The 14,612-nt window shown below is 73.5% G+C and carries 16 protein-coding genes and 1 tRNA gene; 6 read left to right on the top strand and 11 right to left on the bottom strand.

What is annotated here, in order from left to right; all coding sequences use genetic code 11:
* Positions 1–7: 7 nt before the first annotated feature.
* Positions 8–80: transfer RNA gene (locus tag OG904_RS19300), tRNA-His, on the top strand.
* 50 nt (positions 81–130) lie between these two features.
* Here OG904_RS19300 and OG904_RS19295 read toward each other — a convergent pair.
* Positions 131–1,837 (bottom strand): FG-GAP repeat domain-containing protein, encoded by a 1,707-nt coding sequence (locus tag OG904_RS19295; protein WP_405492586.1) that lies wholly within the window; start codon positions 1,835–1,837, stop codon positions 131–133.
* 207 nt (positions 1,838–2,044) lie between these two features.
* On the opposite strand from OG904_RS19295, the gene OG904_RS19290 reads away from it, so the two are divergent.
* Entirely contained in the window at positions 2,045–2,851 is an 807-nt protein-coding gene (locus OG904_RS19290; protein ID WP_405492584.1) for a hypothetical protein, read from the top strand.
* Here the strand turns inward: OG904_RS19290 and OG904_RS19285 are convergent.
* A complete protein-coding gene (locus tag OG904_RS19285; RefSeq protein ID WP_405492582.1) occupies positions 2,848–3,678 on the bottom strand; it encodes an NmrA family NAD(P)-binding protein in 831 nt (276 codons plus the stop codon). The genes OG904_RS19290 and OG904_RS19285 overlap by 4 nt on opposite strands.
* Positions 3,679–3,789: 111 nt before the next feature.
* Between OG904_RS19285 and OG904_RS19280 the strand changes: the two genes are divergently transcribed.
* On the top strand, positions 3,790–4,290 hold the full coding sequence (locus tag OG904_RS19280; RefSeq protein ID WP_405492580.1) for a MarR family winged helix-turn-helix transcriptional regulator: 501 nt from the start codon (positions 3,790–3,792) through the stop codon (positions 4,288–4,290).
* 86 nt (positions 4,291–4,376) lie between these two features.
* Here OG904_RS19280 and OG904_RS19275 read toward each other — a convergent pair whose 3' ends face one another.
* The 6 genes from OG904_RS19275 to OG904_RS19250 all read right to left on the bottom strand — a co-directional run bounded on the left by OG904_RS19275 (position 4,377) and on the right by OG904_RS19250 (position 8,542).
* The gene (locus OG904_RS19275; RefSeq protein ID WP_405492578.1) at positions 4,377–4,670 is read right to left on the bottom strand and encodes a hypothetical protein; all 294 of its coding nucleotides are present in this window, start codon (positions 4,668–4,670) and stop codon (positions 4,377–4,379) included.
* A 79-nt stretch (positions 4,671–4,749) separates the two neighbouring features.
* Positions 4,750–5,424 (bottom strand): NADPH-dependent F420 reductase, encoded by a 675-nt coding sequence (locus OG904_RS19270; protein WP_405492576.1) that lies wholly within the window; start codon positions 5,422–5,424, stop codon positions 4,750–4,752.
* Between the two features lie 151 nt (positions 5,425–5,575).
* Positions 5,576–6,217 (bottom strand): disulfide bond formation protein B, encoded by a 642-nt coding sequence (locus tag OG904_RS19265; protein ID WP_405492574.1) that lies wholly within the window; start codon positions 6,215–6,217, stop codon positions 5,576–5,578.
* An 11-nt stretch (positions 6,218–6,228) separates the two neighbouring features.
* On the bottom strand, positions 6,229–6,393 hold the full coding sequence (locus OG904_RS19260) for a DUF5993 family protein (protein ID WP_405492572.1): 165 nt from the start codon (positions 6,391–6,393) through the stop codon (positions 6,229–6,231).
* Between the two features lie 68 nt (positions 6,394–6,461).
* Positions 6,462–7,856 carry a sensor histidine kinase gene (locus OG904_RS19255; protein ID WP_405492570.1) on the bottom strand — a complete coding sequence of 465 codons (1,395 nt, stop codon included), beginning with the start codon at positions 7,854–7,856 and terminating at the stop codon, positions 6,462–6,464.
* Complete coding sequence (locus tag OG904_RS19250; RefSeq protein ID WP_405492568.1) at positions 7,853–8,542, bottom strand: response regulator transcription factor; 690 nt, start codon at positions 8,540–8,542, stop codon at positions 7,853–7,855. Before OG904_RS19250 ends, OG904_RS19255 begins: the two co-directional genes overlap by 4 nt.
* 79 nt (positions 8,543–8,621) lie before the next feature.
* On the opposite strand from OG904_RS19250, the gene OG904_RS19245 reads away from it, so the two are divergent.
* Together OG904_RS19245 and OG904_RS19240 are read left to right on the top strand one after the other, a co-directional pair.
* Positions 8,622–9,149: a hypothetical protein gene (locus OG904_RS19245; protein ID WP_405492566.1), complete on the top strand. Its 528-nt coding sequence runs from the start codon at positions 8,622–8,624 to the stop codon at positions 9,147–9,149.
* 68 nt (positions 9,150–9,217) lie between these two features.
* Complete coding sequence (locus OG904_RS19240) at positions 9,218–10,774, top strand: class I adenylate-forming enzyme family protein (protein WP_405492564.1); 1,557 nt, start codon at positions 9,218–9,220, stop codon at positions 10,772–10,774.
* On the opposite strand, the gene OG904_RS19235 is transcribed toward OG904_RS19240, so the two are convergent.
* Both OG904_RS19235 and OG904_RS19230 read right to left on the bottom strand, forming a co-directional pair.
* Positions 10,742–11,620 carry a spermidine synthase gene (locus OG904_RS19235; protein ID WP_405492562.1) on the bottom strand — a complete coding sequence of 293 codons (879 nt, stop codon included), beginning with the start codon at positions 11,618–11,620 and terminating at the stop codon, positions 10,742–10,744. The genes OG904_RS19240 and OG904_RS19235 overlap by 33 nt on opposite strands.
* A 34-nt stretch (positions 11,621–11,654) precedes the next feature.
* The gene (locus OG904_RS19230; RefSeq protein WP_405492560.1) at positions 11,655–12,107 is read right to left on the bottom strand and encodes a hypothetical protein; all 453 of its coding nucleotides are present in this window, start codon (positions 12,105–12,107) and stop codon (positions 11,655–11,657) included.
* A 311-nt stretch (positions 12,108–12,418) separates the two neighbouring features.
* Between OG904_RS19230 and OG904_RS19225 the strand changes: the two genes are divergently transcribed.
* Entirely contained in the window at positions 12,419–13,804 is a 1,386-nt protein-coding gene (locus OG904_RS19225) for a tetratricopeptide repeat protein (protein ID WP_405492558.1), read from the top strand.
* Positions 13,805–13,887: 83 nt separating this feature from the next.
* On the opposite strand, the gene OG904_RS19220 is transcribed toward OG904_RS19225, so the two are convergent.
* Positions 13,888–14,484, bottom strand: coding sequence for a histidine phosphatase family protein (locus tag OG904_RS19220; protein ID WP_405492556.1), 597 nt, complete (start codon positions 14,482–14,484; stop codon positions 13,888–13,890).
* Positions 14,485–14,612 lie beyond the last annotated feature (128 nt).

The raw sequence follows: 14,612 nt of genomic DNA, 5'->3' as shown, positions 1-14,612 counted from the left end.
GGACATGGTGGGTGTAGCTCAGTTGGTAGAGCACCTGGTTGTGGTCCAGGTGGCCGCGGGTTCAAGTCCCGTCACTCACCCTGCGAGAGGGCCCCGTTCCGCGAAAGCGGAGCGGGGCCTTTCGCGTTTGCTAGAACAGCAGGTTGTACTTCTCGAAGCCGGTGGCGACCTTCACGCGGGCCGCGAACGGCTTGGCGGCCACTCCCGTGCCCCGGTAGTACCAGAGCGCGCCCGCGGCGTCCCGGCCCACCAGATCGGCCTTGCCGTCCGAGTTCAGGTCACCCGGGGACACCAGGGAGTTGTAGATCTGCCAGCCGGTACCGATCTGCACCCGGCTCGCCAGCGGCCTCGCCGCCGTGCCCGTCCCCTGGTAGAGCCACAGCTTGCCCGCGGGGTCCCGGCCCACCAGATCGGCCTTGCCGTCACCCGTCACATCCATGCCGCCCACGAACGTGTCGAAGATGTTCCAGCCCCCACCGACCTTCACCCGCCCGGCGAACGGCTTCGAATCCACCCCCGTGCCCGGGTACAGCCACAGCACGCCCGCGGTGTCCCGCGCGAGCAGATCCGCCTTCTTGTCGCCGTTCAGATCCGAGGCACCGACCAGCCGGTCGTAGATGTTCCAGCCGCCACCGACCCGCAGCCGGTCCTTGTAGACGGCGCCGTCACCGGACGTCGGGTAGAACCACAGCACCCCGCCCTTGTCGCGCGCCACCGCACCCGGACCGGTGCTCTGCACGGTCACCGGACCCAGCCGGGTCAGTGCCGAGTACTGGTTCCAGTCCGGGCTGCCGCCGACCGGATCCACCGGAACGAACGCCTCCGGGATCTTGCCGGTGCTCCGGTAGTCCCACAGCTCGCCGTCCGCGCTGCGGCCCATGATCCGGAACCGCTCGGTGACCGGGGTGGAACTGGCGACGGCGAAGTCCGCCGACTTCTCCGGGTTGCCGGTGCCGAAGTTGTACACCTCGTAGACGGTGCCGACGGTCAGCCGCCAGGCCGCGGCCGTGGCCTCCGCCTTCAGCTTGTAGGTGACCGTGTAGTCCCCGGGCTTCTTGATGTCGCACCAGACACCGCCGCCGTCGCCGGTGGAGTGGCTGCACTCGGCGCCGTCGGCGCCGGCCGCGTCGGCGCTCTCGACGCCGACCTTCAGCTCGCCGTCGTCCCAGCGCCGGAAGCCCGGCGCGGGGGACATGACCACGGCCAGCCGGCCCTTGTCGACCGCGTGCAGCTTGACCGTGTGCTGCACCGTGCCGCCGGCCGGCAGCGCCGGAGTCGACAGCACCACCGTGTTCTGCGCGACGTGCGCAGCGGTCTTCGCCGTGATCGTCGCGTGGGCCCGGCGCGGACCGATGGCCTTGGAGCCCGCGGTCTGCGCCTCCTTGATGCCCGCGTCGACGCTCTCCCCGCGCGGTACGTAGACGAGACCGTAGTAGGCCGTCAGACCGTCCGCCGCCGCGCTCGCGGCCGATATCTCGGGCGCCGGGTTGTTCCACCCCTTGAGGTTGAGGTCGCACAGGTACACGCCGGCGAGCCCCGCCTTGGGCGCGCAGCCGTCCGTCGGGTCCACGATCAGCCCGGCCGGCGCCCCGCCGCCGGACCAGCCGGCGTCCGTGAGCGGCTTCTTGCTCAGCACGTAGACGTACGTGCCGTCCGGCTGCCCGTCGTTCTGCCCGCCCCCGCCCGACGGCGACAGCCAGACCCGTCCCTCGCCCGGCATCAGGACCTTGTCCGTGACCGGGTCGAAGTAGAAGGTCGGATCCCCGGCCGCCATGGCCGTCCCCGCACCCGCGACACCGCCGGTGACGAGCAGCGCCACCGCGGCGCCGATGCTCAAGATTCTTCGCACAATCCCCCCATGCAATTGATCAACCGGCGGACGCTAGCACGCACTGCCATCGGCGGCCTCGACCGGGGGCGGTGCCGCGATCCGGCACCGCACCGGATGCGGACACTGCCGACAGCCGACGGTCCCTTCCTCCCGGGCGCTCCGTAACGTGTCCGTCGGCACGCCGCGAGCCCGGCCGCCGTCCGGGGGGGGCCCATGCGCTTCACGTACGTCACTCCGCGCCGCCGACAGCGCCGGAGGCCGCGGCCTCGTCTCCTGGCCGCCGCGTTCCTGCCCGGCGGGCTGGCCTGCCTCGCCCTGGCCGCCCTCGTGGGCAGCGCGATCCCCGAAACCCTGGCGAAGGAGCACGGCTACTCCTCGGCCCGCCCCTGTGCGGCCGCCGCCCCTGCCGGGGACACGGACTGCCTCCGGCTCGTCCCGTACCGCGTGACCGGCACGGTGATCTTCCACGGCCGCGGCTCCCGCTACGAGGCCCGTCTCTCCGACGGAGCCCACTCCCCCGCGTCCGTCCGCTTCCGCACCGACTCCCCGCTGCTCGCCCGCTTGGCCAAGGGCGATCCCGTCCTGGCAACCGTCTGGCGGGGACAGATCACCGAGGTCTCCGGGAGGGGCACCAGCCAGGCGACCTTGAAAGACCCCACGGGTGACCACTGGTTCTCCCTGGTCCTGGCCCTGCTTCTCGCGACGGTCGGCGCCTTCGGCGTGTGGTTCGCCCAGTGGCTGCTGCGCCACCCCGAGGACTACGCGGCCGGCCGCACCCGCCCGGTGACGGTTGCCGGGTGGGTCGTGATGGGTGTCCTCGCACTCGTGCCACTGGCTCTGGGGGCCCTGGTGATCGCCGGCTCCCCGGTCTGGTTCCAGGTCGGCCTCTCGGCGGGCTTCCTCGCCCTGGCCTGGAAGTGGGGGCGTCCTTCCCTCGCCGCCGCATCCCGCAAGGCCCGGGGCGGTCCCCGCACCGGGCAACGGCGGAGCGGGCCCGGTGACCCCACGCGGGATCGCTAGTTCTGCGACCGGAAGGCTTCGGCGTGGTCCGCCGACCAGGTGGCGAAGGTGCGCGGCGCATGGCCGGTGAGCTGCTCGACCGCGTCGGTGAGGTCGACCGGGAGGCCGTCGGTCGCGGCCCAGTAGTCCAGCAGGGCCTCGGCGTACGGACCCGGTATGTATCCGTCGACCTCGGACTTCCACTGCTCGCGGGAGACGGGCTCGAAGGGTATGGGGCGGCCGATCGCCTCGCCCAGTATCGCCAGCTGCGCGGCGAAGGTCAGGGTCTGCGGCCCGGTCAGGGTGTACGCCCGACCTCCGAGGGACGGGTCGGTGAGGACCGCGAAGGCGGCCTCGGCGAGGTCGGTCTCGTGGACCGGGTCGCAGTAGGAGCCCGGGTAGGGCAGGTGGACCGGGCGGCCCGATTTCAGCGACCAGGCCCAGCTGAGGGCATTGCTCGCGAAGGATCCGGGGCGCAGCAGGGTCGTGCGCAGCGGGGAGGCGAGCAGGGCCCGCTCCACCGTGAGGTGGGACGCGGCAAGGGGGCTGTCGGAGGCGTCGGGTGCGAGCACCGAGGAGGAGGACAGCAGTACGACGTGCTCGACGCCGGCGCTGACGGCCTCCTTCACGAACGCGTCGATGGCGGAGGCCTCGGCGTAGAGGAAGACGGAGCGGACTCCGCCGAGGGCTCCGGGGAAGGTGGCGGGATCGGAGAGGTCGCAGTGGACGGTCCCGGGTTTGTCCGGCTCGCGGGATGCGAGCCGGTGCGGGACGCCGTGGGCGGCGAGGAGGGAGGAGAGACCGCGGGCGACGGCCCCGCGGCCACCGGTGACGAGGATCTTCGACATGGCATCTTCCTGTTCTGGCTGTTCCGGCTGCTCTAGACTGAACATGTGACGCAGATTCTGCGTGGCGCAATCTCTGCGCCACACAGACAAATTTGGAGCACGGAGAAGCCGATGTCAACCGATTACGCTCGTTCGAGTGATGAGTGGACCCGCGCCGAGCTGCTCGCGCGCATCGTCACCGAGAGCCAGCGGCACTACGCCGACTACTCGCTCTTCAGCCAGGCCATGGCCGACCACGTCGGCCTGCACCCCACCGACATGCAGTGCGTCGCGCTCCTCGACATGGAGCCCGGCCCGGTCAGCACCGGTGACATCGCCCGCCTCACCGGCCTGACCTCCGGCTCCGCCACCCGCCTCGTCGACCGCATGGTCAAGGCCGGCATCGTCGAACGCCATGCCGACCCGAACGACCGCCGCCGCTCCCTCGTCGCCCTCGCTCCCGCCGCCCGCGACCGGATCGGCGCCGCCTGGGAGACCCCCGGCCGCGCCTTCGGCGCCGTCCTGCAGAGCTACTCCGACACCGAACTCGCCGTCATCGCCGACTACCTCCACCGCGCCGCCGAGGTCGGCCGCGCCCAGGCCAAGCGGCTGACCTCGGGCGACACCGAATAGACGCCCCCACAGCCCCCGGGCCGGCGAAGAGCCGCCCCCGGCCGCCCCCGGCCGGCCCCCGGCGCGCCCCGCCGCGCCCCGCCGCGCTAGGACTGCAGGGCCGCCAGGCCCTTCGTCAGGTCCTCGGCGTTCATCACCGGAGAGACCTCCACCTCGGCGTTGAACTGCATGAACAGGTCCTCGAACAGCGGCGGCAGCTGCGAACTGTCCTGGAGGTCGAAAACCATCCAGCAGGACCGGACGCCCTCACTGAGGCCGAAGTAGGCGGACTCCGGCTTGATCGCTTTCATGAGCTTTTGGACCGCCTCGGGAAGGGCGCCGCTCTTGATGCCCTCGTTCGTCGCCGCCGTGTCCAGATGGGCCCTGAGCATGACTCTCATGCGCGGCTCCTTTCGTCACGGCCACCCTCGGCGGGGGTGCGGGGGGCGGCAACATCTCCGCCTCCATCCGGGCGTGCGGCTACCGCCCCCGGTTCGCGCCCTGGATGTGGAAGTTGAAGTCCGTGTGCCCGAGGGCCCCCATCAGCCGGAGCCAGACCGGCAGCAGCATCTCCGTACCGCGCGCCGTCTCGATCCCGCCCAGGTCGATGACGCTGTCCTCGCGCCAGTCGAAGGAGTACAGGAGTTCCCGTACGGCCTTCTTGGCCTCGGCGTCCTCGCCCGACAGGAAGACGGTGTGGTCGCCGGGGACCCGGGCGGGGTCGACCATGACCTGGCAGTTCATCGTGTTCAGCGTCTTGACCACGCGCAGCCCGGGGAAGGTCCGCTGGATCAGCTCGCCCAGGCTGTCGCTGTCCACCGGGTCGAGCCCGGGCGGGAACCCGTGGGAGAAGTCCAGCGGGTTCGCGATGTCGATCAGGATCTTGCCGTCCAGGTGCGCGGCGTCCGCCTCCGTCAGGGCGGCCACGCTGACCCGCCCGCCCGTGGCGTTGACGAGCGTCTCGCCCTGCCGCGCTGCCGCCGCGAAGCCGGCCAGCCCCGCTTCCGGGTGGGCCGCCTGCCACTCGGCGTACTCACTGCGGGCGAGGGTGGCCCCGGGGTCCCGGGTGCCGACGACGACCTCGTGGCCGAGGGAGAGCAGCCGGGTGGCCACCGTGCGGCCGACGATCCCGGTGCCGAGGACTGCGTAGCGCATGGTGGCTTCCCATCGAGTGCGGGCGGATGAGCGGGCGAAGGAGCAGCGGAACGGAGGAACGGCGAAACGGAGGAGCAGCGGACGGGCGCACCCACTCAAGCAGTTCGTACGGATTCCCGCGCGGCCGGCGTCAACTCCGCGCCAACCTCAGCTAGTCCAGGATGCCGACGTCGTAGAAGAACCGGTAGCGCACCGGGTCGTCCGGCAGGAACCAGTGGAGGCCCGCCTCCAGGAAGACGGCCACCAGGTTCACGGCGATCACCAGCCCCAGGAACCACAGCGCGGCCATCCCCACCGTGCGGTACGGACCCGGGCCCTCCGCCGGGACCACCCGGTCCGCGGTGGCGTGCGCGAAGGCCAGGACGATGCCCACCGCGACCACCGAGGCCTGGAAGAGGATCCACGCCCATACGTACAGGTGCAGGCCGAACACCTCGCTGCCGTAGCCCTTGTCGCCCGGCAGGACGTGCAGCATCGTCTGCCGCCACGAGGCGAAGGAGCCCGCGATCGCGGCGACGAGCGCCAGCCCCCAGCCCATCATGTAGTCGCGGCCCGTCACCGCCCCGTTGGTCAGGGCCGTGCGGACGATGTGGGCCGCCCCCATCGCCGCCAGCAGCATGAACATCCGCTGCACGATGCAGAGCGGGCAGGGGTACTCCCACATCCCGAACTGGTAGAAGAGCCCGCCGCAGACCACCCCGGTCCAGCCGATGGCGAAGGCGCACGCGAACCAGAACTGCACCCGGCCCAGCAGGCCGCCCTCCAGCGGGGCCTCCGGAAGGAGGCTGGACATCGCGGCCACGGTCAGTAGCTCAGGGTGAGCGCGAGGCTGCTGGTGATGTGGTGCGCCATCAGCAGGATCACCGCGAGGAGCATGACCCACCAGGCACCGAGCACGACGAACCGCGATGCGTCCCGGTACATCGCGATCATGGTGGCGAGAAGACCGCCGAAGATGAGGGTGTCCATGGCGCGGACCGTATCCACACCGGGACATACCGGTCGCGCGGCGCGCCCCCGCCGACCACAGGGTTACGTCAGTTGCCCCGCCGCTTGCGCCGGCCGCGCCCGGCGCGGGCCGACTCGCCCCGCGACCGCCCGTCCAGCGAGATCCACACCCGCACTTCGGTGCCGCCGAGCACCGAACGCCCCAGCCGCACGTCGCCGCCCGTCGACTCCGCGACCCGGCGCACGATGTCCAGGCCGAGGCCCGTGGAACCGTCGCGGCCGCCGTCGTTGCCGCGCCGCAGGGCCGCGTCCGGATCGGCGATGCCGCCCCCCGCATCGGAGACGAGCACGATGACCGCGTCCCCGGCGTCGTGGACGTCCACCGCGAAGGGAGTCCCCTCCGGGGTGTGCCGGAAGACGTTGCCCAGCATCGCGTCCAGCGCGGCCGCCAGCTCCGGCCGGGCCACCGGGATCCGTACCGTACGGTCGACCCCCGCGAGCCGCACCTCACGGCCCTCGTCCTCCGCCAGCGCCGACCAGAAGCCCATCCGGTCGCGGATCACCTCGGAGGCGTCGCAGCCCGCGCCCGCCGAACCCGGCCCGGCCCCCGGTCCCTGCGCGGCGGCGGGCCGCTGCTCACGGGCGGTCCGGATGATCGTGTCGACCTCGCGCTCCAGCTGCTCCACGGCCGCCCGGGTCTGCTCGGCCGCCGGTCCCTCGCCGAGCGAGGCGGCGTTGAGCCGCAGCACCGTCAGCGGGGTCCGCAGCCGGTGCGAGAGGTCGGCGGCCAGCTCCCGCTCGTTGGCCAGGAGTTCCACCACCTGGTCGGCCATCGAGTTGAACGCGACGGCGGCCTGGCGCAGTTCCTTGGGCCCCTCCTCCGGGACCCGCGCCCCCAGCCGCCCCTCGCCCAGCCGGTGGGCGGCGTCCGCCAGCCGCTCGGCCGGCCGCACCAGACGGGCGCCGAGCCGGTCCGCGACCGCCACCGAGCCCACGATCAGGGCGAGTCCGACGCCCGCGAGGACCACCCAGGCGGTGGTGACCCCGTTGCTGACCTCGCTCTCCGGCACGAGGATCTCCACCACCGCGATGTCGCCGGAGCCCAGCGCGACCGGCTGGAGCAGCGCGGAGCCCCCGCCCGCCACCCGGGCCGTCGCGGCCCGCCCGATCCGCCGGGTGTCAAGGACGGCGCGCTCGCCGGCCCAGCCCGTGCCGACCTCCACGCGCGGGCTGCCGCCGACGGCCGGTACGTGCACGGCCATCCGCCGGGCGGCGCCCATCTGCGTGGACTCCACGGCCTTGCGCAGCTGCACCGGGTCGGTGGTGATCGACAGCGTCGGCCCGATGGTGGCGGCCTGCCGCTCGGCGTTGGAGAACGCCCGGTCGCTGGCCATCTCCTGGACGACCATCCCGAGCGGCACCGCGAAGGCCACGACCACCATGACGGTGACCGCGAGGCACACCTTGACCAGCGCCCACCTCACAGCGGCGGCTCCAGCTTGACCCCGACACCCCGCAGCGTGTGCAGGTAGCGCGGGCTGGCGGCGGTCTCGCCGAGCTTGCGGCGCAGCCACGACAGGTGGACGTCGATGGTCTGGTCGTCGCCGTACGACTGCTGCCAGACCTCGGCGAGCAGCTCCCGGCGGGCCACCACCACACCGGGCCGCCCGGCGAGGAAGGCGAGCAGGTCGAACTCCCGCCGCGTGAGGTCCAGTACGGCCCCGTCCAGCTCGGCCTGGCGGCGCAGCGGATCGATGGCGAGGCCGCCGACGCGCAGGACCCGGGAGGGCGGTTCGGAGCCGGCGGCGGAGCGGGCGCGGCGCAGGACGGCGGCCATCCGGGCGGAGAGGTGCTCCACGGAGAAGGGTTTGGTGAGGTAGTCGTCGGCGCCGTCGTTGAGCAGCCGGACGATCTCCGCCTCGTCGTCTCGGGCGGTCGCGATGATGACGGGAACGTCGGTGATCCCGCGCAGCATCTTGAGCGCCTCGGCCCCGTCCAGGTCCGGCAGCCCGAGGTCCAGGATGACCAGGTCGAACCGGTTGTGGGCGACCTCGCGCAGGGCCTCCAGGGCGGTACCGACGCTGCGCACGGTGTGCGAGGCCTCGGTCAAGTGCCGGATGAGGGCGGAACGTACGAACTGGTCGTCCTCGACCACGAGCACACTAGCCATGGCCCGCACCGTAGCCCATTCGGGGGATGCCGCGGGGTGGCGGTCCAGGTCTGGGACGGGTGGGGCAGTATGTCCCCCGATGCGACGAGGACTTGTACATGCGGGTGCGTGGACGCTGGCCACCGGGGCGGCGGTCACGCTGTCGTGGTGGGGCGTGCACACCGTCATGTCCGGCACGGCCTACGATCCGCCGCTCGCGGTGCCGTTGACCACGCAGCCCCTCTCCTCCTCCACGCACCGGGCCCTGCCGCCTGCTCCCTCGCCGGACCCGTCCCCCTCGCCGACGCCCTCCCCGTCCGCTCCGTCCTCTTCCCCCGCCCCGCCTTCGGCGGCGAAGCCCTCGCCGCCGCCCACCCCGCCCCAGCCCAGGCAGGGGACCGCGAACGAGGACGTGAAGGCGTACAGCGTCTCGGGCGGCCGGGTCGTCCTCGGTCTCGGCGCCACCTCCGCCGAGCTGGTCTCGGCGACCCCGTCGGCGGGCTGGCGGATGCAGGTGTGGAAGCAGCCGTACTGGATCCGCGTCACCTTCACCCGCGCCGGTCGCGAGGTGTCGGTGTTCTGCACCTGGCACGACCACCCGCCGCTGGTGGAGATCGTCGACCCGTAGGCCGTCTCTTTCGGATCTTGCCGGGACCGCGACGTCCGATGCCGCGCGCCGCCCCGTACCGTGGCGCCATGAACGGCGCCGCGCGGTACGTCACCGACCTGGTCGAAGCGTGCGAACGGTACGCGGAGCGGCCCGCCCTCTCGTCCGGGCCGTGGGTGCTGACCCACTCCGAGGTGCTGTCCTGGACCTACCGGCTGGCGGGCGCCCTGGCCGGGCTCGGCATCGGGCGCGGCTCCGGGCTGGCCTGCGTGTCGGCCGGCAACTCGCCGCGGACGCTGCTGGTACGACTGGCCGCGCACATCCTGGGGGCCCGGCTGACCCAGGTGTGCGTCGGCCCGACCACCCACGCGCTCGACCACCTGCTACGGGACTGCGCGCCCTCCCTGGTGGTCCACGACACCCCCGTGCCGCCGGGCCCCGGGGCCCGCATCGGCCTGGCCGCACTCCTGGAGCTGGCTGCCGCCCGGGAGGCCCTGCCCGTCCCGGTGGCGGCCCGCGACGGGGACGTGGCGCGGGTGACCTACACGGGCGGTACGACGGGCCTGCCGAAGGGGGTGGTCTCGACGTTTGCCGCGATGGCGGCCCGGACGGCCACCCGCACCGACTCCCCCGGCGCCGACGGCCCCGGGCCGCTGGTGTTCGTGTCGGTGGACGCGCTCTCCCAGCGCTCCGGCGGCCGCTGCCTGGAGCAGCTGCGGATCGGTGGCCGCTCCGAGATCCTGCACCCCTTCGACACCCGGGCGTTCGCCGAGGCGTGCCGGCGGCTCGGGCCCGCGTCCACGTACCTGACGCCTTCGATGCTGTACCGGCTGCTGGACGACCCGGAGACCGCCGACGGCGTGCCCGGCCTGGTCCGCGTCTCCTACGGCGACTCCCCCGTCCACCCGGAGCGGCTGCGGCGGGCGGTGACCCGCTGGGGTCCGGGGGTGCGCTGGACGCAGGGCTACGGGATGAACGAGGCCGGGGTGCTGAGCCGTCTCTCCCCGGCCGACCACGACGCGGCCGTCACCGACCGCCCCCATCTGCTCGGCTCGGTGGGCCGGCCGGTGGCGGGGGTGGAGGTCGAGGTGCGGGGCGCCGCGCCGGGCGCCCCCGGCGAGGTGTGGGTGCGGTCCCCGATGGTGATGGCCGGCTACCGCGACCGGCCCGCGCTGACGGCCGAGGCACTGCGCGAAGGCTGGCTGCGCACGGGGGACGTCGGTCACTTCGACGGGGAGGGGTACCTGTACCTCGACGACCGGGTCAAGGACGTGGTCATGGTGCACGGGGCGAACGTCTATTGCGGCCCGATCGAGACGGAGCTGACCCGGCACCCCGCCGTGGCCCGGGCGGCCGTGGTGGGCCGGACCGACGCCGTCACCGGGGAGGCGGTGTGCGCCTTCCTCGTCGCGGCCCCCGGCCGCGCCCCGACGGACGAGGTGGCCGCCGAGGCCTGCGACCTGGTCGGGGCGGCGCTGGCACCAGGCCATCGACCGACCGCGGTGTTCTGGCTGGCGGCCCTCCCGCTGACGGAGGGCGGCAAGCCGGACAAGCGCCGCCTGCGGGAGCTGGCGGCCACCGCCGGGGCTCGTGGGCCGGCCGGGGCGCCCGGGTCAGCGGAAGACGGAGGGCGGGGGCTCGGGTGAGGCCACCGCCGAGGCGTCCGCGACCGGCGCCGCGCCGCCCGCGAAGTCCGCCAGGGCCCGGCCGTGCTCGACCCGGCCCGGGTGCGGGTCGCTCGCGACCCGGCGGGTGAACTCCGCCACGGGCAGCTCCCGGTCCGCGGCCACCAGGACGGCGTTGCCGAAGCGCTTGCCCCGCCACACCACGGGATCGGCGGCCAGCGCGAGCTCCGCGAACCGGGACGCGGCCGTCGCGATCTGGCCCCGCAGGTGGGCGAGCGGCGGACCGTCCGCGAGGTTCGCCACGTACCAGCCGCCCGGCGCCAGGGCCCGGCGTACGTCGTCCAGGAACTCGGCGCTCGTCAGGTGCGCGGGGGTGCGGGCGCCGCTGAACACGTCCGCGATCACCAGGTCGGCCCAGCCGTCCGGGACCTTGGCCAGCCCCGCCCGGGCGTCGACCGCCCGGACCCGGACCCGCGCCTGGGGGTCCAGCGGCAGGTGTTCGCGTACGAAGGCCACCAGCCCGGCGTCGATCTCGACGATCTGCTGCGTCGAGCGGGGGCGGGAGGCGGCCGTGTAGCGCGCCAGGGTGAAGGCGCCGCCGCCGAGGTGGAGCACGTTCAGGGGCTGGCGGGCCGGGGCGACGAGATCGATCAGGTGGCCGATCCGGCGCTGGTAGGAGAAGTCCAGGTACCCGGGGTCGTCCAGGTCCACGTGCGACTGCGGGGCACCGTCGATCAGCAGGGTCCAGGCACGCGACCGCTCCCGGTCCGGCTCCAGCTCCGCCGTACCGCCGTCCACCTGCCCGACGACCGCCCCGGAACCGCCCTGCCCGCGCCGCTTGTCCTTGTCCTTGCCTTTTGCTGCCACGCCCTCATTATCGCTGGTCAGGGCCTGGCGGGCGTCAGCGGCAGTTGTCCGCCGCCTCGATCAGCCGGGCCGCCTCGCCCAGCGCCGCGCGCAGCACCTCCGGGTCGGTGACCGGCCCTACCGCGTCCGGCGGCAGCAGCCAGCCGGTGCCGCCCGCGGTGGGCGAGGCGTCGCCGAAGCGCATGCCGCGCCCGTTGGTCTGCGTACAGGCGCTGCCCGGGAGGTCCCAGGCGTCGGCGGTACCGGGCGGGACGAGGAAGCCGAGCGTGCTGCCGGAGCCGTCGTGCAGGACCGGGCCGACTCCGCCCGCCCGGCTGGCCTGCCCGGCGGCCCGGCGGATGATGTCCACGGCCTCCAGGCCCTGCCTGGTGGGGACCGTCACCAGATCCGGGGCGTCGGCGCCCAGCGGCTGTCCGGTCATGAGGGGCGCTCCGGTCAGCACGGGCGCTCCCGGCTCGGGCACGGTGTTCGTATCAGTGCTCTCCATGCCGGCCTCCACCAAGGGAACCCCTCCTCGATCCGCGTACGAGCCTCGCGAGAGCGGTCCTGAAAGCCGGCGGGCTTCCTCCCACTCCGCATGGGTTCAACGCACGGAAGCGTCAACAGGTGCGGTGGCAAGACGCTGCAAAGGATGGCAGTTCATGGCGGATCGCGGGTGAGATATCCGTTTTGTAGCCAAACACCGGGTCAACCCACCGCCGCTGGCGGTACGTTCGTGCCCGCCGGGCACCCCCGTTCAGTCACCACCCTCAGCACAGTCACCGGCAGCGCGTCCCTTGCCCCAGAGAGGCCACGTCCATGGCGGCGTCCCCCCACTCACCCAATTCCTCCTTCCGGCGGCTGCGCGGTCAGCACTCCCCGGCCGAGTTCGCCGCGATGGTGCGCAGGGCGGCGAAGGAAATCGGAGAAACGGTTTCCTGCGACGCCCGTTACATCGGCCGGGTCGAGTCCGGCGAGATCCGCTGCCCCAACTACGCCTACGAGCGGGTCTTCCGCCACATGTTCCCCGGCCACAACCTGGCCGACCTGGGGTTCTCCCCGCGCGAGACGGTCCGCGGCAGGCTGGCCCAGCGCGAACAGGTCGCGTCCTTCTCGCCCTTCACCAGGCGCACCGCCCCCGGTTCCGCCTCCTGCGGATCTTCCGCTTCTTCCGCTTCCTCCTTCTCGTCCGTTCCTCGTTCCAAGGAGAGCGACGTGCTGCGTCGCGCGTTCATGGCGGGCGGCTCCGCGACCGTGGCGGCCGCGACCCTCAGCCTCACCCTGCTCGGCGACACCCGCCGCCTCCCCCACCGCGCCGGCGAGTCCGAGGCGGCCGCGGTCGAGGACGCCGTACGCCAGATCCGGCTGCTCGACGACCGGCACGGGGCGGACTCGCTGTACCGGCGGGCCGCGGAACCGCTGCGCACCGCCTACGCGCTGCTCGACGCGGGGGCGACCCGGCAGTCGACCGAGGACCGGCTGCACGCGGGCGCGGGAGAGCTGGCCATCTCGGTGGGCTGGCTCGCGCACGACTCGGGCCGCTTCGACGACGCCCGCTCGCACTACGCGGAGGCGCTCGCCACCGCCCGGGTCTCCGGGGACGCCGGCCTGGAGGCGCACGCCTTCAGCAACATGGCGTTCCTCGCCCGGGACTGCGGGCGTCCCCGCGAATCCGTACGGGCGGCCCAGGCGGGCCGCCGGGCCGCCCGCTCGCTCGGTTCCCCGCGGCTGCTGTCCCTGCTCGCCCTGCGGGAGGCCGGCGGCTGGGCGGGGCTGGCCGACCGCAAGGCGTGCGAGGAGGCGCTGACCCGGGCGCACACGGAGTTCTCGCGCGGTGAGGCGGGGGCGGACCCCGAGTGGATGTCCTTCTTCGGCGAGGCCGAGCTGGAGTCCCTGGAGTCCCGCTGCTGGGCCGCGCTCGGCGAGCACGCCCGCGCCGCCCGGCACGCCCGCCGGGCGGCGGACCTCCAGGATCCGCACTTCGCCCGCAACGTCGCCCTCTACACCGCCGAGCTGGCCGACAACCTGGCCCACGCGGGCGCCCCGGACGAGGCGGCCTGGGCGGGCGGCCGGGTGCTGGAGCTGCTGGACGAGGTCCAGTCGACCCGGATCCAGTCCATGGTGGCGGCCACGGCCCGCACGCTGATCCCGCACCAGCGCTCGCCGCGGGTGGGGGCGTTCCTCGCGCGGCACGCGGCGGTCTGAGCGGGCGGGGCCAGGCCGTTGGGGGGGGCCGCGCCCCGGAGGGGCGGATCCGGCCGGCGTCAGGCCGTTCGTGCGCCCGGCCGCTACGTGTCCAGGTGCCCCGTGTCGTTCCAGCGTTCCAGCGCCGGGGCCCCGTACGCCCAGCCCAGGACCGACAGGGAGGTCGGCTCCAGGCGGATGCGGGCACCGAAGGAGGCGTCGAAGCCGAGCCAGCGCGCGGCCAGGGTGCGCAGGATGTGGCCGTGCGCGAAGACGAGGACGTCGCGCTCGGCCGAACGGGCCCAGGTGACGATCTCGTCCGCGCGGGCCGAGACGTCCGCGACGGACTCGCCGCCCGGGACCCCGTCGCGCCAGATCAGCCAGCCGGGCCGGACCGCCTGGATCTCGGCCGGGGTCATGCCCTCGTAGTCGCCGTAGTCCCACTCCATCAGCGCGTCCCACGGCTCCGCCTGGATGCCGAAGCCGGCCAGGTCGCAGCTCTCGCTCGCCCGGACCAGCGGACTGGTGCGCACCTCCAGGCCGCGCAGGCTCGCCCACGGATCGCGGGCGAGGCGCTCGCCGAGCAGCTTCGCGCCGCGCCTGCCCTCCTCCAGCAGGGGCACGTCCGTGCGTCCGGTGTGCTTGCCGAGCTGGGACCACGCCGTCTGGCCGTGACGGGCCAGGAGGATGCGGGGGGCCATGTGAGTTCTCCCGGTCGAGGGGGCGAAAAGGGGCGCAACACGACGGAACCATTCGCACTGCTTTGCGGGGATTGCGTCGCCGCTCCATCATCCATCAGATGAACGGCGCGCAACCTCTGCCTGTTCAC

It is taken from the genome of Streptomyces sp. NBC_00096 (genome assembly GCF_045041305.1).
Lineage (GTDB): Bacteria > Actinomycetota > Actinomycetes > Streptomycetales > Streptomycetaceae > Streptomyces.
Note: the sequence above shows the minus strand (reverse complement) of the source record. Positions and strands in the feature narration are given on the sequence as shown.

Bases quoted from the DNA above. Each gene is read 5' to 3' on its own strand.
- OG904_RS19260 (WP_405492572.1), bottom strand. From the start codon at position 6,393: ATGGACACCCTCATCTTCGGCGGTCTTCTCGCCACCATGATCGCGATG.
- OG904_RS19280 (WP_405492580.1), top strand. From the start codon at position 3,790: ATGTCAACCGATTACGCTCGTTCGAGTGATGAGTGGACCCGCGCCGAG.
- OG904_RS19290 (WP_405492584.1), top strand. From the start codon at position 2,045: ATGCGCTTCACGTACGTCACTCCGCGCCGCCGACAGCGCCGGAGGCCG.
- OG904_RS19275 (WP_405492578.1), bottom strand. From the start codon at position 4,670: ATGAGAGTCATGCTCAGGGCCCATCTGGACACGGCGGCGACGAACGAG.
- OG904_RS19225 (WP_405492558.1), top strand. From the start codon at position 12,419: ATGGCGGCGTCCCCCCACTCACCCAATTCCTCCTTCCGGCGGCTGCGC.
- OG904_RS19285 (WP_405492582.1), bottom strand. From the start codon at position 3,678: ATGTCGAAGATCCTCGTCACCGGTGGCCGCGGGGCCGTCGCCCGCGGT.
- OG904_RS19230 (WP_405492560.1), bottom strand. From the start codon at position 12,107: ATGGAGAGCACTGATACGAACACCGTGCCCGAGCCGGGAGCGCCCGTG.
- OG904_RS19265 (WP_405492574.1), bottom strand. From the start codon at position 6,217: ATGTCCAGCCTCCTTCCGGAGGCCCCGCTGGAGGGCGGCCTGCTGGGC.
- OG904_RS19270 (WP_405492576.1), bottom strand. From the start codon at position 5,424: ATGCGCTACGCAGTCCTCGGCACCGGGATCGTCGGCCGCACGGTGGCC.
- OG904_RS19240 (WP_405492564.1), top strand. From the start codon at position 9,218: ATGAACGGCGCCGCGCGGTACGTCACCGACCTGGTCGAAGCGTGCGAA.
- OG904_RS19250 (WP_405492568.1), bottom strand. From the start codon at position 8,542: ATGGCTAGTGTGCTCGTGGTCGAGGACGACCAGTTCGTACGTTCCGCC.
- OG904_RS19245 (WP_405492566.1), top strand. From the start codon at position 8,622: ATGCGACGAGGACTTGTACATGCGGGTGCGTGGACGCTGGCCACCGGG.
- OG904_RS19220 (WP_405492556.1), bottom strand. From the start codon at position 14,484: ATGGCCCCCCGCATCCTCCTGGCCCGTCACGGCCAGACGGCGTGGTCC.